Origin of the sequence: Streptomyces sp. NPDC090106 (genome assembly GCF_044747265.1) — a bacterium.
In the GTDB taxonomy this organism is placed as follows: domain Bacteria; phylum Actinomycetota; class Actinomycetes; order Streptomycetales; family Streptomycetaceae; genus Streptomyces.
In genome coordinates this window covers 825,670-848,044 of sequence record NZ_JBIVDS010000001.1, presented here as the reverse complement: position 1 = coordinate 848,044, position 22,375 = coordinate 825,670, and the positions used below count along the sequence as shown (strand labels likewise).

Sequence of the window (22,375 nt, the reverse complement as noted above, 5' to 3'; positions counted from 1 at the left end):
GGGGATGGATGCGGGCGCGGAGCCGGACTCGGATGGCGAGTTCTTGCGGTGCTTCGGGCGGCAGATGAAGCTCCTAAGGGAGTCTGCCGGGCTCACTCAGGCTCAGTTAGGGGAGCGTGTGGGCTACGGCGAGGCCCAGATTGCGGCGGTGGAACAGGGGCGCCGTATCCCGAAGCCGGACCTGATCGATGCGGCAGACCGCGCGGTGGGGGCGCGGGGTGTGCTGGGCGCGATGAAGGAAGAAGTCGCCAAGGCTCAGTATCCGGGATTCTTCCGAAAGTTCGTGAGTTATGAGACCGAAGCAGCTGAACTGCACGCCTATGACGCGCACTTGGTCAATGGGCTACTGCAGTGTGAGGACTACATGCGTGCTGTCTTCGAGATGTGGCGGCCCCTACTGGATGTGGAGACTGTCGAGCAGAGGGTGCTGGCACGCCTGGACCGTCAGAGGCTTCTTTGCCGGCGCCCCAAGCCGTTGCTGAGCTTCGTTATCGAAGAACACGTGTTGCTGCGCCCTTTGGGCGGACAGGAGGTGCGGCGCGCGCAGTTGGAGCACCTATTGCTGTTGGGGCACGAACGCCACATTGAGATCCAGGTCATGCCGACAGACCGCGATGAGCATGCCGGGGTTGCCGGACCGTTCACGTTGATCCTTACGGGTGCAGGGCGCAGGATGGCCTACACGGAGGTGCAGAGCCACAGTGCCCTGTGCATGGAGCCAGCGAAGGTTCAGGGGTTCGAGTCCACCTACGGAGTTCTGCGGGCGCAGGCCAAGACCCCCAGGGAATCGCTGGCCTGGATCGAGAAGCTCTTGGGAGAGTTGTGAAGGTCATCGCCGACCAGGCAGCGGAGCTGACCTGGGTGAAGAGCAGCTACAGCGCGGGAGACGGCGGCCAGTGCGTCGAGATCGCGGACGCCGGTACGGCCGTACTGGTCCGTGACTCCAAGAGGCCGGGCGAGGCGTTCCTCGCGGTCGGTGTCGACGGGTGGGCCGCGTTCGTGCGGATGGCCGCGCGCGGTTGATGAAGTGAGGGTGAGGGGCGGCCGGACTCAGGCCGCCCCTCACTCATGTCCCGCCGCGTCGGCTACTCGCTGCTCTGCTTCTTCCTGCCACCCGACTTCTTCTCCGGGCGCCACTTCGTCAGATCGCCGTCGGACACACCGGCGTCCGCGCGACCCGACTCAAGAGCCGCCTGGAACTCCTCGGCGGGGTTGCCTTCCCACTCCTCGTCGTACTCGCCGTACCACTGGTGCACCCAGGGCAGCACCTCGCGCAGACCCGCGAGCAGCGGGACGAGCCGGGGGTCGTCCTTCGTCCAGCCGCCGCTCTCGACACGGCTGCGGATCAGTCCGACGAGCGCGTCGGCCTGGTCGCGGTGGTTCCAGCCGGCCCAGCCGAGCAGGAGCGAGCCGTCCGACTCCAGGGAGGCCCCGGGGTAGGAGATGAACCGCTCCTTGGGCACGTCGAGCTTGCCGCGGTTCGACCAGTACGACTGCTTGGTGAAGTCCGCGCCGGTGTACTTCGGCGGCACCTTGATGTCGAGCCGCTGCCCGGTACGGTCCTCTTCCCGCTGCTGCTCCCACACCTGCTCCCACTGGTCCCGCTTGCGTAGACCGGAGTCCTTGTAGCGGAGAGCGGCGAGATACGGCACGTGTTCGGCCTCGATGACGGCGGCCAGCACGGTGGCGAGGGAGGCGTCACGCTTACCGAGGTGGTCGGCGGCGTACAACTCGGCGACGGACTGGACGTCTTGGTCGTTCCGGAGGGCGTCGGCGAGTTGGTTGACGGTGAGGGGGCGCGGGACGGTGAACCCGTCCCGCTCCTCGAACCACAGGGCTTCCCGCTCGGCGGCGTCGAGCAGCCAACCCCGGATGGCAGCGGCCTCCCGCTTCTCCCAGGACTCCTGCGACCAACGGCGCTTGTACTCGGGGCGCTCGATGAGTCGGATGTCCTTGTTGGCCTCGATGAGATTGATACGGGCCTGGACGACGGCTCGGTAGGCGTCGGGCCAGTGGGCGGGGATCTCGGTGGTGGGGGTGGAGCCGTGGCGCTCGAACCACACCGTCTCGGCCTCCCCGGCAGCGACCTTCCTCGCGAGGACGATCTCGAACGCGCGCTGTCCGAGGGCGACTTCGGGGACATCGGCGGTGGTGGTGCGCGCGACTTCGTCGGGGGTGAGTAGGCCGTAGGAACCGTAGACGGTCCAGTCCAGCTCTTCTTGCAAGGCGATCATGTGGGCGCGGTCGTGCTCTTGGGCTTGGCGGGCGTCATCGAGAGAATCGCGTGTAGGCGCAGCATTGGAGAGAAGATGGTCCGGGTTATTTTCTCTATAGCTCCTGACGTAGGTGTCGATTTTCCGCGCAAGTGCAGGGCTCGGATTCCGGGAGATGGGGAATTTCTTCACCTTAGTAACCGAGAACTCGTAGAATCTTTCCCACTCATCATGCATGAAGCCGCCTGTCCCTGACTGGCTTCCTTTGTCGTGGCTAACCTGCTTGAGCCAGAAGCAGGCGGTCGAGGAATTGAGTACGCTCAGCAGGGACAAGTGCTGATCTTCGGTCGCATCTGCCGCAAGTTTAATGACCGGAGCGGATCGATTGAATACGTTTCCTCCACGGTCCAAAGTGAAGTGATTGTGCGTTCCAAAGAAGGCCAATGTGATAGACAGGGGTGATGAATATTTCTTAGGGAAGAACATCGAGTACTCGAACCATCGGAGTCCGCGTTCCAGCTGGCTTTCGCCGTAAGCAATACGATCGCGAAGGATTACTCGCGCTGGCCACAAGAAGCGGTTAATTTCTTGCGTACTTGTGGCTTCAAGGGTTTCCTGATCGTACGGCCAAAGGCCAACCACTGGCTCATCGTAGTCGTAGTCGCGAATATTTTCAGCTTCGAGGAGAATTCGTTGGAATTGCATGGCGATGCCATGACGGCGCAGTGTTCCTGCGGCTACTCGATATGCGCTGTCCTCGCGGGTTACAGCTCCAGAGCCGATATCGAATGCGGACTCAATGAGTGGACTTGTTCCAATCTCGATTTTAGCTTGCAGTGGGGCAGCGCCGCCTCCGCTCAGAGCCCACGGATGGCTCTTGAGGCGTGGCCTGTTAGCGTCCTCCACTGAGACCCAATTTGATTCGCTGTCAGGGGTTTGATATTGCTGGACAATCGCTTGCCAAACCAGTCCCTGACTTGGATCGGCAGGCTGGCCAGGTTCGCCGCGCACGCTAAGTACGGCTCGCACCGGTTCCCCCTGTCGCCCCACTTGATTTCGCCCTGCCAAAATAACGGTCGGCGTCCCATGCCCCGGAATATAAGCCCCCGACGTATCGATCACATGAGTCAGATCAACCCTCGGGAAGAACTCCTCGATCAACTTCTTCCCGAACTCCCTCTTCATGAAGGAGTTGGACGTGATCTGCCCCGTGAACCCACCGTCCCGATGGTCACCCCCCGCCCGTACCGCCAGCTCGAAAATCCGCTGGGCGAACGGCACCGACAACGCGTACTGCCGATAACACGCGTCGTACGCGGCCTTGTAGTTCTTGTTCTCGTTGGCGTCCTTGACCGTGATGTATGGGGGGTTCCCGACGACCACGTGATAGGTGTCCCGGCCGAGGAGGTCGACCTCCCGCACGTACTCCTCGATGTCCTCCGTGCGGTAGTAGAACGCCTCGTCCTCCGCGAACAGCGTGTCCAGCGTCTCAGTGACCGTCTCCGCGTTCCGCCCGTGCAACAACGAATCCGCCACCGCCACCCGGATCGGCAGCCCAGGTGCCGCGCCGAACTCCCGTACCCCGCCCGCCTTCAGCGCAGCCACCAGCAGCCGGAAGCGGGCGATGGCCACCGCGAACGGGTTTTTGTCCGCGCCGTGGACGGACTCCAGGGCCCGTCGGACCAGCAGCCACGGTTCGGCACCGGGCTCGGCGGCACGCCACTTGGTCAGGAGCCGTTCGAACATGCCGAGGAGGAAGTGACCGGAGCCGCAGGCGGGGTCGATGCAGCGCAGGCCGCGGATGACGTTCTCGCCGCCGGGACCGTCGTCCGACGTCTCGCCGTCCCAGTCCACCGGCCGGTGCTTCCACGCCGGAGTGAGGCCGAAATCCTCCACCGCCGGTTCGAGCGTCAGGTCGAGGATGAACTCCTCGACGAACACCGGCGTTTGGAGTAGCGCGTACGTCTTGCGGGCGTGCTCGGAGAGGTCCTGGTAGAGGTCGCCGAGGAAGCGCGTGTCCAGTTCGGGGTCGGTGAAGTCGTGGACGGTCTCGCCGTCGGCGCCGCGCTCGCGCCAGAAGCCGAGGAGGGCGGTCGCGGCCTCGTAGGACGGCGTCACCTCGTACAGCGGGTTGTGCGCGCGGTCGAAGAGACCGGCGACGGTCGGGTGGGACTTGGCGAGCGCGTCGAACGAGTCCAGCAGCCAGTCGCGGTCGTTCTTGGACGGGTTGTTCCGGAAGAACGCGTCGTGGTTGTCCTGCGCCTCGGTGAGGCGTTCGCCGGGACCGGAGAGCCAGGGGTCGGGGATCAGGCCGTTGTCCTCGCTGAACCGGACGAACACACAGGCCAGCACCCACGCGGCGGCGATCTGGACGACCCGCTCGTCCCGCCAGGTCTCGTACATCGCGGCCGTACGCTCGGCGCCGACGGCCTTGTCGTACTCGACGTGCAGCGCGTCCCGGAACTCCGGTTCGGCGTCCGTGCGTTGCCGCAGGTCGTCCTCCAGGAGGCGGGCCTGCCGTTGCAGGTCCTTGAGCAGTCGCGTCCGGTCCAGGCCGGACCCCGCCGTCTCCGCCGTACCCGTCGTCACCGTCGGTCCACTCCCTCACCACTCACGCACTGGACCCCCGCGGCCCACCCGCCGCCCCATCCTGCCAGCCGGAGCGGCGCGGTCCGTCTCGCCCTGTGGCCACTCCTGACACAGAGAGTCATCGAAACCTCTACCGCGCGCATATGCCGCGATCTAACCTGACCAGGGGGAGACGGAAGGCCGAGGGGGGCCTTGCCGTGCGCCTCGGCGAGGGGGAATGCCATGAACCGCTGGGTCGGCGTCGTCGCGCTGCGGGAGACCGCGGTACCGACACCCGTACATCGCATCGCCCTGGCGATCGAGGCCGCGCGCCGACGCACCTCGTACACGCTGGGCGGCCGGGAGATCCCGTACGCCCGGGTGCGGGCGGCGCTGCGGAGGATCTCGCAGAAGTACGACAACCGCTTCGACGCGGACCGCTGGCAGCGGACCGTCGACGCGGCGGGGGAGTTCTTCGACGGGAGCGAGCCGCCCGGACTGCCGTCCTGGCTGGTCGCCGACCTGCGGGACGCCCTCGATCCGCCGAAGGTGAGCCCGCCGAGACAGCGGACGCCGTCGGCGCGGAGCGCGGGTGGTGCCGAGCGTGCGGACAGCCGGCGGGCGCGGGCCCCGCACCGTCGGGAGACCGCGCCCGCCCGGCCGGCCGGGCGGGCCGCCCAGCGACCGGCGGCCCCGGCCGCCCCCGCCGCACCCCGGGTCGAGCGCCGTCTCGCCGTCAACGATGTCGCCCCGCTCACCCTCGCCGCGCTGCCCGAGGAACTGGTCACCCCGATCGGTGCCGAGACCCGGGCCGCCGTCGCACGGGCCGTCGACGGGTGGGAGGCCGGTCCGGAGACCACCGCCTGGCTGGGGCTGGCCGCCCAGCACCGCAGCCGCCTCTACGAGAGCGGGTTCGTGGAGGAGGTCAGCCCGTACGTCCTCGGCCTGCTCGACCGGATCGGTGCCACGACCCTCCATGTGATCGTGCTCGACGCCTACGCGCACTGGGCGTACCCGGCCAAGTCCGGTGATCAGGCGGTCGCCCACGCCAAGCGGCGGCGCGCGGCGGAACTGGCCCTGGCGGCCTGGGCCGTCGACGGCGGTGTGCCGCGCATGGGGGCGGGGGAGGCGCAGAACCCGGCCCCGTCGGTCGCCGAGGGCGTCGCCCGGCAGATCCTCGGCGTCCTCAGCCTGACCGGTGCCCACGACATCGCGCGTCGGCTCGTCGCCGCCGTCTGGCCCGACCTCGACCGCCCCTCCGCCGACGCCGGACCCGACCCCGTAAACCTGGCCATGGCGGCGTACGGCAAGGACGGGCTCACCTTCCACGACGACGGCGCCGAAGGGCCCGACCACCAGCGCGTCTTCCAGGTCGTCGCCCGGATGAACGGTGGACGCGGCGCCCTCGGCGTCGGCCGGTCGAAGAAGGCGGCCCGTCTGGAGGCGGCACGCGCCCTCCTCGCCAAGTACCCGCCGCGGACGAAGGGTGGCCCGGCCCCCGCGGGGCCGTCCGCCGCGCCACCCCGGACGTACCGCGCGCCCGGGGCGGGCCACCGCGACGCCGTCGCCGACCTGGACACCATGTTCGAGCTGGGACACCGCGCGGACGCACTGCTCGCCCAGTCGCTCACCCACAGCTCCTGGGCCTACGAGAACCCGGCCGCGCTCGCCGCCGCCCACCAGCGCGCCAACGACCTCCTCGCCCACCACGGGTCGTTCGTCATCGACCATCTCGCCGCCCACACCAGAGCCCGCGCCGCTCTCGCCCACGACCTGCGCCTGGACGAGGACGACACCCGGCTGCACAACGTGTCCGACCCGGAGACCGCCCGACTCGGCGGACTGCTCGCCCTGTGGGACGGGCTCCTGACCGGACACGGCGAGCGGGAGGAGAAGGTCAGGGCCGTCTCCGACGCGACCCAGGCCGTCGTCGCCTCCGCCTGGCGGGTCCGCGGCCCCGAGCTGCTGCGGCGCCGGCCCGCCGTCCTGGACGAATGGCTGACCGGCCTCGACCACGAGCACGACCCGGTCACCCTCTTCGGCGTGTTCGCGGCGGCCTACGGGATGACGTACGAGTTCGAGGACCGGGCCGAAGGCCCCGACCATCTGCGGACCTACATCACGACCGCCGTCCTGCGCGACACCGCGGGCCGCACCAGCCGCTGGACCGTCCGGCAGACCGGCCACACCGGGAAGACGGCGGCGAACAAGGCGACCGCCCAAGGCCTTCTCGACCTCCTCGCCGCCACCGCCGACGAGTCCTTCGACACCCTCGAACCCCACCGGCGCGACCTCGTCTCCTACCTGCTGCGCGCCCAGTTCCACGGCCTCGGTCCCCTCTCGGAGCGGCAGCGCGGCCGCGCCCTCGCCCGCGGCGACCTCGGCCTCGACCTGCTCGCCACGGGAGACCTGGACGCCTATCTGGACTGGGCCGCCCGGGTCTCCGCGCTGCTGGGCCCGGACGTCTCACCCGTACCCGAACCCGTGCGCGCCCTGTACCGGCGGGTGGTCGACGACACCCGCCGTGGCCCCCGCTCCCCGCTCCGCCGCGCAGGCGGCGACCCGGGCACCGACCCCGCGAGCGCCGTCCGGCGTCACGCCGCGTCCGCCGTACGGCGAGCCCTGGACACGGCTCCGGAGGATCTGCCCGACCCGGTCCGGGACATCGTCCAGGACTGGTGGCGGCGGCAGGCCCCCGAGACCGGCGTCACCGTCCGCGACCTCATGCGCCGCGAGTCGTTCACCCCGCTGCGGGTCCAACTCGGCGCGCTGCGCGAGACGTTGACGTGGTGCGGTGCGGCGGCCGGGGCGGCGGACACCCCGGTCGACGTCGAACTCACCGTCCAGGACGGCACCCTGCACGCCTGGATCGGGCTGCACGGCGTCGACGCCAGGGCGGCCTGCGACGCATTCGCCCGCCTGCTGTCCCACGCCCTCCCGTACACCGACTGCCTCGTCGACGACGACCACGTCCTGCTCCGCCTCCACAGCCGCCCCGACCCGGCCGCGCTCGGCCCCTTGGCGGCGGCGGGCCTGGCCGCCTACCTGGGAGAGGACACCGGCCCACGTCACACGGACACCACGGAACCCGTCATCGAGAAAGAGCACCCACTCGCCCCGCCCGGCTACTGACGTCCGTCCCTGTCCCGAACCCGGCGCGCGATCTCGACATCCTCTTCGAGCGCGCTCAGCCGGGGAGGGGTCCTGGAGTCGTCCAGAACGACCACATGGAGGCGGTCCCCCACCTCGGGCGGCGCGACGGCCGCCGACCACCAGGAAGGGTGTTTCGTCTGGTCGACAAAGCCTTTCACGCCGTCGATGTCGACCACCACGCCGACCACGGTGATGCCTGTGATCACGGCGTCGTACTCTTCCTCATTGCTGATCATCGTCTCACCCGCTTCCATTGAACGGAATCCATGTCCTCTTGAGCGTCAATTCGCTGAATCGCCCCAGCTTGTCGACCGGGATGGCAAATTCTATGCGAGGTGCCCCTCCCGGTCCCTGCAGGTCGTATCTCCTCATGTAGGGGTGCTGTGCGAATTCTTTGAGAAAGTCCGGATGCATGTCGTAGCGGACCATTCCGTCCGCGAAATTTCTGCCGGTGGGGCTCATGTAGGTCGCGGCGACGTCTCGCTCGCCGAAATACATGAGTCCGTCCGAAAGTTCCCCGTAGCCGATATCGATTCCGGGCTGATGGTTTGCGGGATTGGGGCCGTTCTCCAGCTCGTAGGCCGCGTCTTTCCCTTTCGGAGTGCGATAGATGGGAAATGATTCCTCGCACCGCGGCGCAAGCCCGAGGTGGTCGACCCAGGTCAGAGGGTTGTGTACGTAGGCTGCCGGGTTCGGAGCCGGAGCCAGACCGAGAGGATCGGGAGTGACGTAGCGAGCCGTCTCAGGGTCGTAGTGACGGAAGTAGTTGTAGTGGAGACCGGTTTCGGGATCGAAGTACTGCCCCGGGAAGCGAAGGGGTGTGTAGGCGGTGCTGTCCGCCGCCCAGACGGTCGTTCCCCACAGAGTGCTGCGAGCCCTCCACGCGATGTCGCCGTCCTCGTCCAGAAGCTCGGTCGGAGTGCCCACCAGATCGGTGACCACGGCGAAGAAGCGAGAGTCGATCTCCTCCTGGGGTGCATCGGCGGCTGTGATGCGTTCCGTCTGAGTGATGGGCCGCGTTCCCTGGTGGTCCCAAGTGAGCGTGACCTGCTGCCGCGCTCCGTCGGACAGGGCGGTCTGCTCACAGAGAGTGCTGCCGTCCCAGGTGAAATCCACCTGCTCGACAACGGTCAGGCCGTCCACGGAGAAACGCTGCTTGGCTGTGCGGCGCCCCAGCGCGTCGTACCGATAGCGCCAGACGGTCCCGTCCGGGGTGACCGCGGAGACGAGGCGGTCTTCGGCGCCCCAGGTGTATCGCCAGGTGTCGGGTTTACTGGAGGGGCGGGTCTTCTGGCGGAGGGTCACACGGCCGAGGGCGTCGTGCTTGTAACGGACTCTGCCCGCGCGAGTGATCCGTGTACCGGAGTAGGAGCGGGATCCCGTGGCCTCTTGGCCGGGGTGACTCGCGGGCCAGGAGGCGGTGGTCTGGTTGCCGACCTCGTCGTAGGTGTAGCGCTCACTCCAGTCGGCCGCCTCGACGGCCGTGACGCGTCCGGCCTCGTCCAGTTCGAAACGGCGACCGCCGTTCACCTGCTCGTCGTAACCGGCAAGGCTGCCGCCCGGGTGGTAGAGGTAGTCGCGCCGCTGTACCTGGTGACCTCCCCGGCCGGTGACGGATCGATGGAGAACCCGTCCCTGGGCATCGAAGGCCCTGGTCACGGTCGTGTTTGCGCCGATTGTCAGGGCCAGTTCCCGGCTGCTGCCGTCGATGCGTCCGAAGCCGACCGTCGGCCCGGAGGTGGCCAGTTCGACGACGTTGTCCGCGCTGTCGTAGGCGGTCACGGTGGTGGCCCCGGTGGGAGTGGTCCGTCTCGTGCGGCGGCCCAAAATGTCGTACTCATAGGTGGTCGTCCGTCCGTCGACCGTCTCGGCAGTGAGGTTTCCCCTCAGGTCGTACCGGCGATTCAGGGAGACGTCAGGAGAGACGGCGTCGGTCAGCAGCCCGTTCGGGGCGTAGGCGTAGGTCGTGACCTCCTCGTCCACCTGCTTGCGGACGACCCGGCTGAGTACGTCGTGAGTGTAGCGGGTCGTCCGGCCCAGGGCGTCGGTGCGGGCGACGAGGAGACCTGCGGCATTGCGGTCGTAGGTGAGGGTACGACCGTCGAAGTCCGTCTCCGAGACCAGACGGCCTGCCGCGTCATAGGCGTAGCTCCACCGCATGTTCTGCGGATTCGTGACCTGGACCAGGCGGCCTTCGGTGTCATGGGTGTACGAGTGGCGGGTGCCGTCCGGACCGGTCCGGACGGCCGGCAGATCGAAGTAGGTGTACTCGGAGCGCGTGATGGCGCCGGCGGGGTCGGTGTGACTCGTGCAGTTTCCCTCGCCGTCGTACGTCCAGGACTCGACCGTTCCGTCAGCTGCGACACGGCGGGCCAGCATGCCTTCGACGGTCCACTCCAGGCGGGTGGTTCCCCCGCCCGGGTCGGTCACGGCGACACAGCGACCGAAGGCGTCCCGCTCGTAGCGGGTGGCGCTCCCCAGCGGATCGATGATCTGAGCAGGCAGCCCCCTCGCGTCGCTCACCACGGCGGTGGTCTGCCCCAGCGCGTCAGTGACCGAAGTGAGCACGCCTCGGCTGCTCCAGGCGAAGCGGGTGGTGGCGCCCGCCCTGTCGGTCACCGTGGTGCGGTTGCCTCGTGCGTCGTACGTCTGCTGCCACAGGAGGCCGTCGGGGTCAGCCAGCTCCTCGGCCAGGCCGAGGCAGTTGTATCGGGTGGTGGTCTCCCGGCCATCCGGCCGGACGAGCGCGGTCCGGTTCCCCTGCTCGTCGTAACGGAAGCCGGTGGCGTTCCCCAGTTGGTCCCTGATGGCGACAAGGCGGTGCTCGTCGTCCCACTCCTGCCGTGTGACGTTCCCGAGCGGGTCCGTCTCACTTATCAGGCGCAGGTCCTCGTTGTGCTCGTAGATCCGTGTGTGCCCCAGGGAGTCGGTGACACGGGTGGTGCGGGTCGGATCGTCGTAGGCGAGGGTGGAGGCGAGGGCGTCGGCGGTACCGCCGGTGGCCGTCACGCGGCCCCGGTCGTCGTAGGCGTACCAGTACGTCGTGTCGTTCCGGTCGGTCCAGGAGGTGACGCGGCCCTCGGGGTCGTAGGTGTAACGCATCGGCAGGCCGGAGGAGTTGGTCTCCTCGATGAGGTGGCCGCTCTCGTCGTAGCCGAAGGTGAGCAGGGTCGTGCCGGGGGCGTCCGGGTGGGCGGGGTCCAGCAGCCGCAGGCCGGTGACGCGGGAGCGGGCGCGGTCGTGGTCGAGGGCGATGCGGTAGCCGCCGGAGTGGACCACCTGGTCGGGGATGTCTCCCTCGGTGTACGTGACGGTGATGCGGTTGCCGTTGCGGTCCTGGACGTGCTGGAGGGGCAGGTCGATCGCGGTGTCTTCGGCTGCGGGGACGGGGCTGTGGAAGACGTGGGTCAGGCCGGTGCCGGGGTCGGTGATACGGACGGCGCCGTCCGTATCGTCGTCCCAGGACAGCAGCAAGCGGGAGCCGGGCGTCTGCGGGCGGACCGGCTCGTTGCTCTCCGGGTTCAGGAGAGGGAAGCAGAGACGGGAACCGTCCGCAGCCGCGTAGACGAAGCCGTCCTCGTCCGCCTGCACGCGCTGGTCGATGGTGGAGGCCCAGGAGGGGCCGAACCAGCCGCCCCAGCGGTACGAGGAGAGATGGGTGCGTTCCAGGATCAATGGCAGGACGCCCGGCAGGGAGACGTCCACGCGTGGTAGAGCCATGTCGCCGGTGGCCACGTCGATCGGGTCGCGGACGAACTTCTTGACCATGTTGCGGATCGATGCGGGCAGTTTGTCGAAGCCCGGGTTCAGCCTCAGACGCTCGAAGGCGGCGCAGTCAAGGCCGAGGCCCTTGCCGAGCTTGGCCAGGTCCGCGGGCTTGAGTGCCTTGAGGCCCTTGCCCAGCACCTTGCCGAGCATGCCGAAGCCGACGCCCAGCAGGGCGCCCTCGGTGAGGATCCCGGCGAGCTTCTCGGGATCGGTGAACGCGGCCGGGTCTTTCAGCATCGCGTCGAACGCGGCGAACTCCGCACCGCCCTTGGCCATCCTGGCCGCCGCCGCGACGCCGCGGATCTCCTTCAGCGCCTTGAGCGCCCGCTCCACCGCCCGGATGACCTCCAGCACCCCGCGGATCGCGGAGGCCAGCACGGTGCCCTCCTTCTCGATCCGGGCCACCAGCGCGACCACCTTCACCGCCCGCGAACCGGCCATCAGCGAGGAGACGACCGCGGAGGCGCCACCTGTCAGCACCGACAGGGCCAGGCCCGCGATCTCGAACTCGGCGATCTCCGCGACCAGCACACCCATCTCGGTGAGCAACTCGTGGGCCTGGTCGGCGAAGTCGTCCAGCGCCTTCGCGCCCTCGCGCAGCGCGTCCGCCATCTCGGTGGCCTGCTTGCGGGCTGCCTTGGAGCGCTTGTGGAACGCCTTGGCGGCCTTCCCCTCCCACTCCACGTCCGCCATTGCCTTGCGCGCGGCCTCGGCAGCGTCGTCCAAGCCGGTGGCCAGATGCCGCCACTTCTTGGCTATCTCCCGGATCCCGTCCGGGTCGACCGCAGGATCGGTGATGCCCAGGAACTCCAGACCACTGGCGAGGCTGTCGCCCATCATGTGGTTGAACTTGTTGACGTAGTGCAGGGGATTGAGGTCGACCACGCCGGCTCAGCCCTTCTTCGCCCGGGCCTGGGCCTGTGCCGCCAGCAGCACGTCGAGCAGATCGAAGGCGTCGGATATCTCCCCGATCAGCTTCGCCTGCGCCTCCCACTCCCCGTCCAGCTGCTTCGTGAGCTCGGCGAGGGTGGTCATGCCCTCCTCGATCTCGCTCTTCGCTCCGAGCAGGGAACCCAGCGCACCGAGCGCGCCCAGGTCGTGCGACTGCGTCCTGAACTCCCGCAACGGCTTCGCCGTGTGATGCCCCACCGCCCGCAGCCCTGTCGCCGCCTTTCGCATGGACACCGCGTCCTTGCCCAGATCCGACACGCCACCCCACCCCCGCACTTCACACTGTGCACATGCCAACCTCATGACCCTAGGTCGTGTGCACCCAGGAACGGCAAAGCGAAGCCCAAGGGAAGGTCATGAGTGCCTGAGGGGGAAACCCGGCGGAACGTGCTCAGGCCGGTTCCGGCGTCGGACGCAGCCACTTCACGAACAGCCTGTCCAGCGCCTCCCACTCCGTCGTCCGGTCCACCACCTCCACCGTGCGCCCGTCCATCGACGGAGTCGCCTGTGGATCCTCCATCGGCAGCAGCAGCCACAGGCCGTGCGGAGTGTCCGACGGACGGCGCGCCGACTGCTGGAGGGAAGCCAGCAGCTCCCGACCGCCGGCCTCCCAGTACCGGGCCAGCAGACCGGCCTCATGAAGCAACAGCACGGTGCGGGGGCCGGACGCCTCCGCGATGTCCACGATCCGCTGCTCCATCCGCTCGGCGGCCAGTCGGGTGTACGAGGCCAGTGCCGCACCGAGGACGCCCGTCGCCGTGTACTTGGCATCCGCCTTCAGCAGGGCCTGCCAGCGCACCGACTGCTCCTGCGCCAGCTCCCGCAACACGTCGAGGAACAACGAGTTCAAGGACAGCGCCGCGATGTCGTACCGCTCCGCCAGCAGTCCCGCCACCCCGGGCAGATCGTCGCCCTTGAGCGTCAGCGCCAGGAAACCGCCCCGGCGGCGTGCCTCGGTCAGCCGCGCGGACAACAGCTCCCGCGGGTCCCTTCCCTCGGCGAGGGCGCCTTGAGCCGCGTCGAAGAGGGCACCGGTACTCGTCAGCACCGAGGAGGACAGCGCCAGGCGACTGCCCTGGCCGTCCTTGAGCCGAGGGAAGAAACGACGCTTCTCCTGCAGGTACTCCAGTGGGAACTTCGCCTCGGCCAGCGCCTCCGCCAGCTCCACGTACGTCGTCTCGTCCAGCACCCCGAGACCCGGGAACCGCGCCCGGACCCGGGCCAGCAGATCGGCCGTGGTGATCCCGATGTCCGGCCGGACACCCGCGGGTGCCTGCGAGATGCGCAGCGCCCGGGCGAGCCCCAGGTCGAGGGGGAACAGCTCCAGCCGGGGAGACAGCGCGACGCCGCCCGCCATGGACGCGGCGAGTTCGACGAGCCGGGTGTCGGCGAGCGGGGCCATGCCCTCCGGTACCGGCAGGGCGCGCAGTTCCCGCAGTACGGTCGCTCGACCCGGCAACGGGTCGCGCCCGGTCAACGCGGTCGCCTGCTCGCCCAGCGCGGCTGCGTAGTCCGCCAGTTCCGCGGGGGTCGGATCGTCCGCGCCCGGCTGGTCCTCCAGCGCCACGACGATCCGGCCGCTGCGTCGCTGCACAGCGAAGCGCGGCGGCCCCTCGGCACCGGCGGACGGGGCCTCGTCCCGCTCGTCGTCCCGCTTGCGGATCTCCGTCTCGACCGCGGCCCGTACCACCGCCAGCGCCCTGGCCTGGGCCTCGACGGGATCGCTTGTGCCGGTGCCGTGTCGGGCACGCAGCTCCGAGGCCAGCTCCTCGGCAGTGGACACCCGGTCCCGATCGGTGAGGATCGCCACCAGTTCGTCCCGCACCCGGCCGAGCCAGGGCAGCTCCGCCCACTGCTCGACCGCCACATGCTGGTTCTGCGACACCGTCGGCTGGCTGATGCCCAGAGACTTCGCGATCAGGCTCTGAGCAGGCCAGTACTCCAGCGACTCGCCGTCCTCCAGCACGCCGGGAAGCTGCAGCGTCGCCCGGACCACGTCCGAGCGGGGCCGGGTGCGCCGCTTGCCGGGCGGCGGAGTGAGCCGCGCCGCCAGCGTGTCCACCGACTCCAGCGACTCCTCGGGGGCGTCGGGTTCCAGGGCCACGGGCTTCTTCGCCGAGGGCCGCCGCCGAAGCGTCTGCGTCCACTGCCGGTGGCGACGGTTCAGCTCTTTGCGGATCGCGTTCCCCGCCCCCCGCGCACGGGAGATGTGGTGCGGGGGGATGTCCAGCAACTGCTCGACCGTATGAGCCTTCAGTCCCTCGGCCACCGACACCGCCCGTGAGGAGAGACCGGCAGCCGCCAGCGGAGTCTTCAGACCGGCTGCCTCCGCGGCCTGCTCACGGGCGTCCTCCAGATCGTCCGCGCTCATGCCGACGGTTGCCGGGGTCGTTGCCGGCGGAGCCGCGTCCGCGGTGCGGAAAACCTGCCGCCACGCCTCCTGCAACTGCCGCAGGCTGTCGTACCGTTCGTCGACGTCCCGGTGCAGGGCGCGCTCGAAGAACCCCTTCAGCCCCTCGCTGAGCGCTTGCGGGAACAACTCGCCCGACACGTGCAACGACGCGGCGGGAACCATGCGCGGGTCGCCCTGGCCGTCCCCCCACACCGGCCTTTCCCCGGACGCCATCTCGTGCAGGGTGACAGCGGCGGCGTACCACTCGGCGTGGTCGTCGTAGCGCGAACGGCCCGCGCCTCCGAGGAACGGATCCAGATACCCGCGGGTGCCCGCGTGCACATCCTGGTCCGGGGCGTCGGCCAGCGAGAAGTCGAACAGCATCAACTGCCAGGAACCGTCGCTGCGCTTGAACCGGCCCAGATTGTCCGGCTTGACGTCCCGGTGCCGCACCCCGCGTGCCGCCAGCGCGTCCAGCGCGTCGAAGAGGTCGTTGCCGAACCGCTCCAGCTCGCCGTACCCCAGCGGGCCCTGGTCGCGCAGCCAGGAGCCGAGACTCACCGGCTCGCGGTCGCCCTCAGGCCGGTAGCCACCCGCGTACTCGATCTCCAGAACCGCGTGCCCCGCCAGCTCCCGCGGCTCGGCGAGCAGCTTCACGATGCGCCCACCGCCCACCTCACGCAGGGCTTTCGCCTCCGCGTGCAGCCGTGCGTCCTTCTCCTGGTCCAGCGCGACCTTGAAGACCCGCTGCGAACCGCCGTTCTCCGCCTCGTCGGAACGGCGGACCAGCAGCGCGCGTGCCGTGGCACCCGTGCCGAGCACCCGGACCACGGACCAGACGTCGTCCAGCGGCTGCCCCGGCTGCACGGTCAGTGGGTCGGCGAGCGGCTGACCGCCCGCCTGCGGAGCCACCGCGTCCTGTTCGGCCGCCGCCAGCAACTCCAGGAACTCGTCGACCGACGCCAGCCGGTCCTGCACGTCGGCGGCCGTCGCACGGAAGACCAGCGCGTCCAGCGCCGCCGACACGGAGTCGGAGACGGCATAGGGGTGCAGGCCCTTGTCCCGCTGGAGCCGCTCCAGCAACGCACTGCGGCGATCCGCGGGCGAGCGGCCCGTGAGCAGGAGATAGGTGAGCGCGCCGAGCCCGAAGAGATCCAGGTCGACCGGGTCGGCGAACTCCTGATGCGTCTCCGGTGCCAGATACACCTCCGCCACGTCCGCGATCAGCCCCGAGTCCAGCGGTGTGTCGCCGAGCGAGCGGTGCAGCGTCGTCTCGAAGTCACGGGCCGCGGTCTGCCAGTCGGCGATCCGCAGTACGGGGTCGCTGCCGTCCTCCCGCGTCGAGACGTAGACCGACCGCGCGGACAACGCGCGGTGGTAGAGAGACCGGTTGTGCGCGTAACGCACCGCCTCGACGAGCTGCCGCACCAGATCCAGCCGCACACCGGGAGTCAGACGGCCGCCGTAGGCGTCCAGATAGGCATCCAGCTGGAGGTCGGCCTCGCGGTGCCGGAACAGGATCGCCGGACCACCCTGGTGCTCACGGATCTGGACCGCCTGCACGATGCCTCGGTGGTTGATGCCCTGCAGCACCTGGTACTCGCGGCGGGCGGCCCGGTCCACCTTCGCGCGCTGTTCCTCGGAGGCCGCGGCCCCGGCCAGGTATATACGGACACGGCCGCTCTCCTGGACGAGCCCGTCGTCCCGCACCGCGAGCCGGTCCTCCCACCCCGGCCCCGCGTCCAGCGCACGGGGTTCGAGTTTCCACCCCTCCCCGAAGCGCAGATGAGCGGTCGAGTGACTGATGCCGATCTTCTGCATCAGCTGTTCCAGCCGCTGACTGACCACCGGGGTCACACGCCAGCTCTCCCGCTCCGGCGGTCGCCCCAGCAGGTCGTCCCAGATTCCCGGCAGTCCGCTTGCGCCGCCGTTGAGCCCGAAGACGGACGTCCGCTGGAACTCGTCCAGCTCGCTCACGAGCCCGGCGTCGTGCAGGAACACCGCGGGCTTGATGAAGGGAACCTGACGCGGATCCATGCCGAGCGCCCGCGCGGCCCGCTCCAGCTGTCCCTTCAGCTCCTTCGCCTTCAGATCGGTCAGATGGAGCGGATTGCGCAGGGTCCGTACCCGGTCCCCGTGGAACTGCCAGGTGTCACCGTGGTTCACGACCCGGCCCGGATGCCCCTTCAGCTCCAGCAGATAGAGGCCACCGGGTACGGCGATCAGCACGTCGCACTCGTTGATCCGGCCCGATCCACCGGTGAACTGGAACGTGGCCCATGCCCGGTACGGCTCCGTGCGCGGCATCAGGGCACGCAGGTGGTCCAGCCCTTCCTGCTCCCATCGGAAACCCGATCGCCGCGGCTGGAACCACCGCTCTCTTGGGGTCGGGGCCATCGGCCGGGGAACAGCGGGCACCGGGCACCTCCGAGACGGGTCGGGTCAGGACCGACAGGCCCGCGACAAGGCCGGACCCGTCCTGCGGGCAGAGCCGAAATCCTAGTCGTCGTCTCTGACAACGAGCTGGCCCGTTCCCCTACTGCGGCCCGTACTTCCGCCCCGTCCGTGAGGTGATCCCGCCGAGCAGGTTCCGGGGGACGACCTTCACCACGCCCATCAGCGCCTTGTAGCGGGGGTCCGGGACGGAGAGCGTCTTGCCGCGGGCGAGGTCGTTCAGGGCCGAGGCCACCAGCTTGTCGGCGTCGAGCCACATCCAGCCCGGGATGTTGCCGGTGCCCATGCCGGCGCGCTCGTGGAACTCGGTGCGCACGAATCCCGGGGCCAGGGCCATCAGCCGCACCCCGCTGCCCGCGAGGTCCTTCGCCGCGCCCTGGGTGAACTGGACGACCCACGCCTTGGACGCGCCGTACGTGCCGCGCGGCACGAAGGCGGCGACGGACGCGACGTTGACGACACCGCCGCGGCCCCGCTCGCGCATGCCCTCGGTCGCCGCCGACGTCAGACGCAGCACCGCCTCGCAGTGCACCTTGAGCATCCGGAGCTCGTCGGCCATGGAGACGTCGAGGTAGCGGCCCTTGTTGCCGAAACCGGCGTTGTTGACCAGGAGATCGACGGCGTTGCGGCGGTCGCCCAGCCGGGAGGCGACCGTCTCGATGCCCTTGTCCGTGGCCAGGTCCGCCGTGAGGACCTCGACCTCGACGCCGTGCCGGTCGTGGAGCTCGGTCGCCTGCTCCCGCGACCGCCGCGTGTCGCGGGCCACCAGGACCAGGTTGTGGCCGTCCGCGGCCAGCCGTCGCGCGAACGCGGCACCGATGCCCGCGGTCGATCCCGTAATCAATGCCGTTGTCATGGCGCAAGGTTAATGACCTGGACTGTGGGCATCCGCCGCCCCGCGGCCCGCTGTCGGCTCCCTGTTGGGCCCCTGTCGGCCGCGGGTGAGGCCGCGTCAGGCGCCCCGTCGCTCCCCGTACTTCTCCACGTACGTCCGCGCCGTGTCCAGCGCCTCCGGGTGCAGGGCCTCGCCTGCCGCCAACAGCCTTGGCAGCAGCGCCCGTTCCGTCGTCACCGCGCGGAACTGGAGGGCCACGGTGACGTCGTGACCGGGGCGGTGCACGACCTCGATGGTGTCACCGGCGGTGATCGCGCCCGGCTGGATCACCCGCAGATAGGCGCCCGGCGCGCCCTTCTGCGTGAACCGTTTCACCCACTGCCGCTCGCCCATGTGGCCCTGGAAGGTGCCGCACGGGATACGGCCGCTCGTCACCTCCAGCACCACCTCGGGCCCGATCCGCCAGCGCTCGCCGATCAGCGCGCCCGACACGTCGAGGCCCTCGGTGGTGAGGTTCTCGCCGAACACCCCGTTCGGCAGCTCGCGGCCCAGCTCGCGCTGCCAGTCGTCCAGGTCCTCGCGGGCCACCGCGTAGACCGCCTGGTCGTCACCGCCGTGGTGCCGGGTCTCGCACACCTCGTCCCCGGCGACCCCGCTGGCGCCCACGCCCTTGGGACCCGGCGCCGCGATCGCCACCGGGCCGTCGGCCGGACGCTTGTCGATGCCGGTCACGCCCTCGGAGTGGCCGGTGTACGGCACGGCCTGCCGACGGCCCAGATTCACTGACAGAAGCCTCATGGACGTACCGTAACCGCCGCTGGTCAAAGCCGTGACGCGACTATCTGCGATCACCCAAAGGCCCCCTTATCCTTGTCCTGTGATCGAAGCCCGGCATCTCCGTGTCCTGCGCGCCGTCGCCGCCACCGGCTCCTTCTCGGCGGCGGGGCGCGAACTGGGCTGCACCCAGCCCGCCGTGAGCCAGCAGATGAAGGCCCTGGAGACCTCGGTCGGCACCCCGCTGCTCGTCCGCAGCGGACGCGAGATGCGACTGACCCAGGCGGGCGAGGCCCTCGTCCGGCACGCCGCGGGCATCATCGCCGGCCTCACCGCCGCGGAGGAGGAGGTCGCCGCCATCGCCGGACTGCGCGCCGGCCGCGTCCGCCTGGTGTCCTTCCCCAGCGGCTCCTCGACGCTCGTGCCCACCGCGCTCGCCGCGCTGCGCGCCGCGCACCCCGGCACCCGGGTCTCCCTGGAGGAGGCCGAGCCGCCGCAGTCCGTGCGGATGCTGCGCGAGGGCGACTGCGACATCGCGCTCGCCTTCCGCTACGAACGGACCGTGCGGGACCAGGAGAACGAGTGGGACGACCTCGTCGTCCGCCCCCTGCTCAGCGACCGGCTCGTCGCCCTGGTGCCCGAGCGGCACCGGCTCGCCGCCGCCGGGTCCGTGGCCATCGGGGACCTCGCGCGCGAGCCGTGGATCGCCGGGTGCCCGCGCTGCCGGGGACAGCTCGTCGAGGTGTGCGAGGGCGCCGGGTTCACGCCCCGCATCGACTTCGCGACCGACGACTACCCGGCGGTGGTCGGCCTGGTGGGCGCCGGACTGGGCGTCGCCGTCCTCCCGCAGCTCGCCACCGAGTCCGTACGGCCGCGGGGCGCCCGCATGGTGACGCTGGAACCGGCGGTGCGGCGCGAGGTCGTCGCGCTCACGCTGCCCGATCTGGCCCAGGTGCCCGCGGTGGCGGCGACCCTGGACGAGCTGGAGCGCGCGGCCGACGGGAAGTGACGGCCGCGCGCTCCACTCGAAGAAACGTTCCTTCAGTTGTTCGAGACCGCACCCCCCGCTGACGACGACGCCGTCACCAGCCGGTTGCGCGCCCGTCCCATGAGCTCTTCTCGCTCGTCCTCGGTCAGCCCGCCCCACACGCCGTACGGCTCTCTGACCGCCAGCGCGTGCGCCGCGCACTGCGCGCGCACCGGGCACCTCATGCAGACCTCCTTGGCCGAGTTCTCACGTGCGCTCCGAGCCGCGCCGCGCTCACCCTCCGGGTGGAAGAAGAGCGAGCTGTCCACGCCGCGACAGGCAGCCAGGAGCTGCCAGTCCCACAGGTCCGCGTTCGGTCCGGGAAGGCGGGAGAAATCTGCCATTACGTGACCCCTTGTAGCCGTGCTGTGCGGATACGGTGTCCACGACCGTACATCTACGATCTAAGGAGATGAAAATATGACTCATTGCGAATCTAGCCTCAGACACCAGCAGAAGGGAAGAAAAGGGGCTAAATGGGGCACCGCTTGTGATGAAACGTTGTGGGTCCGCCGCGCATGTCTGCACCGTGTCCGCGCCCTCACGTAGAGTGCCGAAGATGGCACACAGCCCCGTAACTCTTTCGGGTGACCGTCGTTGAGAGTGCGGAGGCGGTTGAAGCAACACGTGCTCGGGCCCCGCGCCCGGGACGATCGACCGCACAGGTGACGATTCAGTACCAGCCTGGAGGCTCAAGGTGACGCGCATCAGCTCCGGAGGGCGGCCATGACATCCGTCCTCGTCTGCGACGACTCCCCGCTTGCCCGAGAGGCGCTCCGCCGCGCGGTCGCGACCGTGCCCGGCGTCGAGCGCGTGACGACCGCGGCCAACGGCGAGGAAGTCCTCCGCCGCTGGGGCGCCGACCGCTCGGACCTGATTCTGATGGACGTGCGCATGCCCGGTCTGGGCGGCGTCGAGACCGTGCGGCGGCTGCTCTCCGCCGACCCCGGGGCGCGCATCATCATGCTCACCGTCGCCGAGGACCTCGACGGCGTGGCGCTCGCGGTGGCCGCCGGCGCGCGCGGCTATCTGCACAAGGACGCCTCCCGCGCGGAGCTGCGTGCCACGGTGACGCAGGCCCTCGCCGACCCGACCTGGCGGCTCGCCCCGCGGCGGCTGCGCTCCGCCGAGATGGGCGCGGCGCCGACGCTCACCGCGCGTGAGATCCAGGTGCTCGAAGGCATGAGCCACGGCCGGTCCAACGCGGAGATCGGGCGCGAGCTGTTCCTCTCCGAGGACACCGTGAAGACGCACGCGCGCCGGCTGTTCAAGAAGCTGGGCGCGTCCGACCGGGCGCATGCCGTCGCCCTCGGGTTCCGGTGGGGTCTGGTCCGCTGAGGCCCCGGTCCCGCCGGCCGTTGTCGTGTGCGGGTCGTTGCGGCTGGTCGCGCCCGCGCGGCACAGTCGCGGAACGCCACGTCCCGCGCCCTTCGGGGCGCGGGTCATCGTGGCCGATGCTTGTTTCGGCGCCGATGCCGCATCCTTGAGATGTGGAGTCTCTCGGGGACGAGTCGGTCGAGCGGAAGAGGAGGGCGCAGGGGATGAGTTCCGGCGCACCTGCTCATAACGCTTCGGTGCACAACAACGGGCGCGATGCCACGGACGAGTCGGGCGCAGGGCACCATGGACCGATGCGCGACGACGAGCCCACAGTGATCGGTGCGCTCGTTCACCGCGCCGTCGACGGAGACGAGCAGGCCACGCACGACCTGCTCGCCCATGTCCATCCGCTCGCGCTGCGCTACTGCCGCACCCGGCTGTCCCGGCTGCCGGGCGACGCGCGCCACTTCGTGGAGGACCTCGCGCAGGAGGTCTGCGTCGCCGTCCTCCTGGCCCTGCCGCGCTACCGCGACACCGGCCGCCCCTTCGAGGCGTTCGTGTTCGCCATCGCCGCGCACAAGGTCGCCGACCTGCAACGCGCCGCGATGCGCCACCCCGGGTCCACGGTCGTGCCCTCCGACGAGATGCCCGAGCGGCCCGACGACTCCCTCGGCCCCGAGGAACGCGCCCTGCTCAGCAGCGACGCCGAATGGGCCAAGAAACTGCTGGCCAACCTCCCCGAGAACCAGCGCGAACTGCTGCTCCTGCGCATCGCGGTCGGTCTCACCGCCGAGGAGACCGGCCAGATGTTGGGAATGTCACCGGGCGCGGTCCGGGTCGCGCAGCACCGCGCGCTGAGCCGTCTGCGGGCACTCGCCGAGCAATGACGTCCTTGCCTGAGCAGGTGACGCGCCGATTCC

14 protein-coding genes are annotated in these 22,375 nt (G+C 69.7%); 6 read left to right on the top strand and 8 right to left on the bottom strand.

Features of this window, described 5'->3' with window-relative positions; all coding sequences use genetic code 11:
• Window positions 1–4: 4 nt before the first annotated feature.
• Complete coding sequence (locus ACIPSE_RS03705) at window positions 5–826, top strand: helix-turn-helix domain-containing protein (RefSeq protein WP_401657027.1); 822 nt, start codon at window positions 5–7, stop codon at window positions 824–826.
• Window positions 823–1,023 (top strand): DUF397 domain-containing protein, encoded by a 201-nt coding sequence (locus ACIPSE_RS03700; RefSeq protein WP_401657025.1) that lies wholly within the window; start codon window positions 823–825, stop codon window positions 1,021–1,023. Before ACIPSE_RS03705 ends, ACIPSE_RS03700 begins: the two co-directional genes overlap by 4 nt.
• Before the next feature lie 62 nt (window positions 1,024–1,085).
• Here ACIPSE_RS03700 and pglX read toward each other — a convergent pair whose 3' ends face one another.
• Complete coding sequence (pglX, locus tag ACIPSE_RS03695; RefSeq protein WP_401657023.1) at window positions 1,086–4,802, bottom strand: BREX-2 system adenine-specific DNA-methyltransferase PglX; 3,717 nt, start codon at window positions 4,800–4,802, stop codon at window positions 1,086–1,088.
• A 222-nt stretch (window positions 4,803–5,024) separates the two neighbouring features.
• Between pglX and ACIPSE_RS03690 the strand changes: the two genes are divergently transcribed.
• The gene (locus tag ACIPSE_RS03690) at window positions 5,025–7,913 is read left to right on the top strand and encodes a putative dsRNA-binding protein (RefSeq protein ID WP_401657020.1); all 2,889 of its coding nucleotides are present in this window, start codon (window positions 5,025–5,027) and stop codon (window positions 7,911–7,913) included.
• On the opposite strand, the gene ACIPSE_RS03685 is transcribed toward ACIPSE_RS03690, so the two are convergent.
• From ACIPSE_RS03685 to ACIPSE_RS03660, 6 genes are all read right to left on the bottom strand, one after another.
• Window positions 7,907–8,170 (bottom strand): hypothetical protein, encoded by a 264-nt coding sequence (locus ACIPSE_RS03685; RefSeq protein ID WP_401657017.1) that lies wholly within the window; start codon window positions 8,168–8,170, stop codon window positions 7,907–7,909. The two genes, ACIPSE_RS03690 and ACIPSE_RS03685, sit on opposite strands and share 7 nt — an antisense overlap.
• Window positions 8,171–8,174: 4 nt before the next feature.
• Window positions 8,175–12,587: an RHS repeat-associated core domain-containing protein gene (locus ACIPSE_RS03680; RefSeq protein ID WP_401657014.1), complete on the bottom strand. Its 4,413-nt coding sequence runs from the start codon at window positions 12,585–12,587 to the stop codon at window positions 8,175–8,177.
• A gap of 6 nt (window positions 12,588–12,593) precedes the next feature.
• Entirely contained in the window at window positions 12,594–12,911 is a 318-nt protein-coding gene (locus ACIPSE_RS03675; protein ID WP_401657011.1) for a hypothetical protein, read from the bottom strand.
• A 133-nt stretch (window positions 12,912–13,044) separates the two neighbouring features.
• The gene (pglW, locus tag ACIPSE_RS03670; protein ID WP_401657666.1) at window positions 13,045–17,442 is read right to left on the bottom strand and encodes a BREX system serine/threonine kinase PglW; all 4,398 of its coding nucleotides are present in this window, start codon (window positions 17,440–17,442) and stop codon (window positions 13,045–13,047) included.
• Window positions 17,443–17,581: 139 nt separating this feature from the next.
• The gene (locus ACIPSE_RS03665) at window positions 17,582–18,355 is read right to left on the bottom strand and encodes an SDR family NAD(P)-dependent oxidoreductase (RefSeq protein WP_401657008.1); all 774 of its coding nucleotides are present in this window, start codon (window positions 18,353–18,355) and stop codon (window positions 17,582–17,584) included.
• 96 nt (window positions 18,356–18,451) lie between these two features.
• Entirely contained in the window at window positions 18,452–19,132 is a 681-nt protein-coding gene (locus tag ACIPSE_RS03660) for an MOSC domain-containing protein (protein ID WP_401657005.1), read from the bottom strand.
• 79 nt (window positions 19,133–19,211) lie between these two features.
• Between ACIPSE_RS03660 and ACIPSE_RS03655 the strand changes: the two genes are divergently transcribed.
• The gene (locus tag ACIPSE_RS03655; protein ID WP_401657002.1) at window positions 19,212–20,117 is read left to right on the top strand and encodes a LysR family transcriptional regulator; all 906 of its coding nucleotides are present in this window, start codon (window positions 19,212–19,214) and stop codon (window positions 20,115–20,117) included.
• A gap of 32 nt (window positions 20,118–20,149) precedes the next feature.
• Here ACIPSE_RS03655 and ACIPSE_RS03650 read toward each other — a convergent pair whose 3' ends face one another.
• Window positions 20,150–20,479: a WhiB family transcriptional regulator gene (locus tag ACIPSE_RS03650; RefSeq protein WP_401657000.1), complete on the bottom strand. Its 330-nt coding sequence runs from the start codon at window positions 20,477–20,479 to the stop codon at window positions 20,150–20,152.
• A gap of 382 nt (window positions 20,480–20,861) precedes the next feature.
• On the opposite strand from ACIPSE_RS03650, the gene ACIPSE_RS03645 reads away from it, so the two are divergent.
• Both ACIPSE_RS03645 and ACIPSE_RS03640 read left to right on the top strand, forming a co-directional pair.
• On the top strand, window positions 20,862–21,473 hold the full coding sequence (locus ACIPSE_RS03645; RefSeq protein WP_003948568.1) for a response regulator transcription factor: 612 nt from the start codon (window positions 20,862–20,864) through the stop codon (window positions 21,471–21,473).
• A 293-nt stretch (window positions 21,474–21,766) separates the two neighbouring features.
• On the top strand, window positions 21,767–22,342 hold the full coding sequence (locus tag ACIPSE_RS03640) for a sigma-70 family RNA polymerase sigma factor (protein WP_401656998.1): 576 nt from the start codon (window positions 21,767–21,769) through the stop codon (window positions 22,340–22,342).
• Window positions 22,343–22,375 lie beyond the last annotated feature (33 nt).

Coding starts and splice junctions, on each gene's coding strand:
- ACIPSE_RS03665 (WP_401657008.1), bottom strand. CDS start 18,355: ATGACAACGGCATTGATTACGGGATCGACCGCGGGCATCGGTGCCGCG.
- ACIPSE_RS03690 (WP_401657020.1), top strand. CDS start 5,025: ATGAACCGCTGGGTCGGCGTCGTCGCGCTGCGGGAGACCGCGGTACCG.
- ACIPSE_RS03650 (WP_401657000.1), bottom strand. CDS start 20,479: ATGGCAGATTTCTCCCGCCTTCCCGGACCGAACGCGGACCTGTGGGAC.
- pglW (WP_401657666.1), bottom strand. CDS start 17,442: ATGGCCCCGACCCCAAGAGAGCGGTGGTTCCAGCCGCGGCGATCGGGT.
- ACIPSE_RS03705 (WP_401657027.1), top strand. CDS start 5: ATGGATGCGGGCGCGGAGCCGGACTCGGATGGCGAGTTCTTGCGGTGC.
- ACIPSE_RS03645 (WP_003948568.1), top strand. CDS start 20,862: ATGACATCCGTCCTCGTCTGCGACGACTCCCCGCTTGCCCGAGAGGCG.
- ACIPSE_RS03640 (WP_401656998.1), top strand. CDS start 21,767: ATGCGCGACGACGAGCCCACAGTGATCGGTGCGCTCGTTCACCGCGCC.
- ACIPSE_RS03660 (WP_401657005.1), bottom strand. CDS start 19,132: ATGAGGCTTCTGTCAGTGAATCTGGGCCGTCGGCAGGCCGTGCCGTAC.
- ACIPSE_RS03685 (WP_401657017.1), bottom strand. CDS start 8,170: ATGATCAGCAATGAGGAAGAGTACGACGCCGTGATCACAGGCATCACC.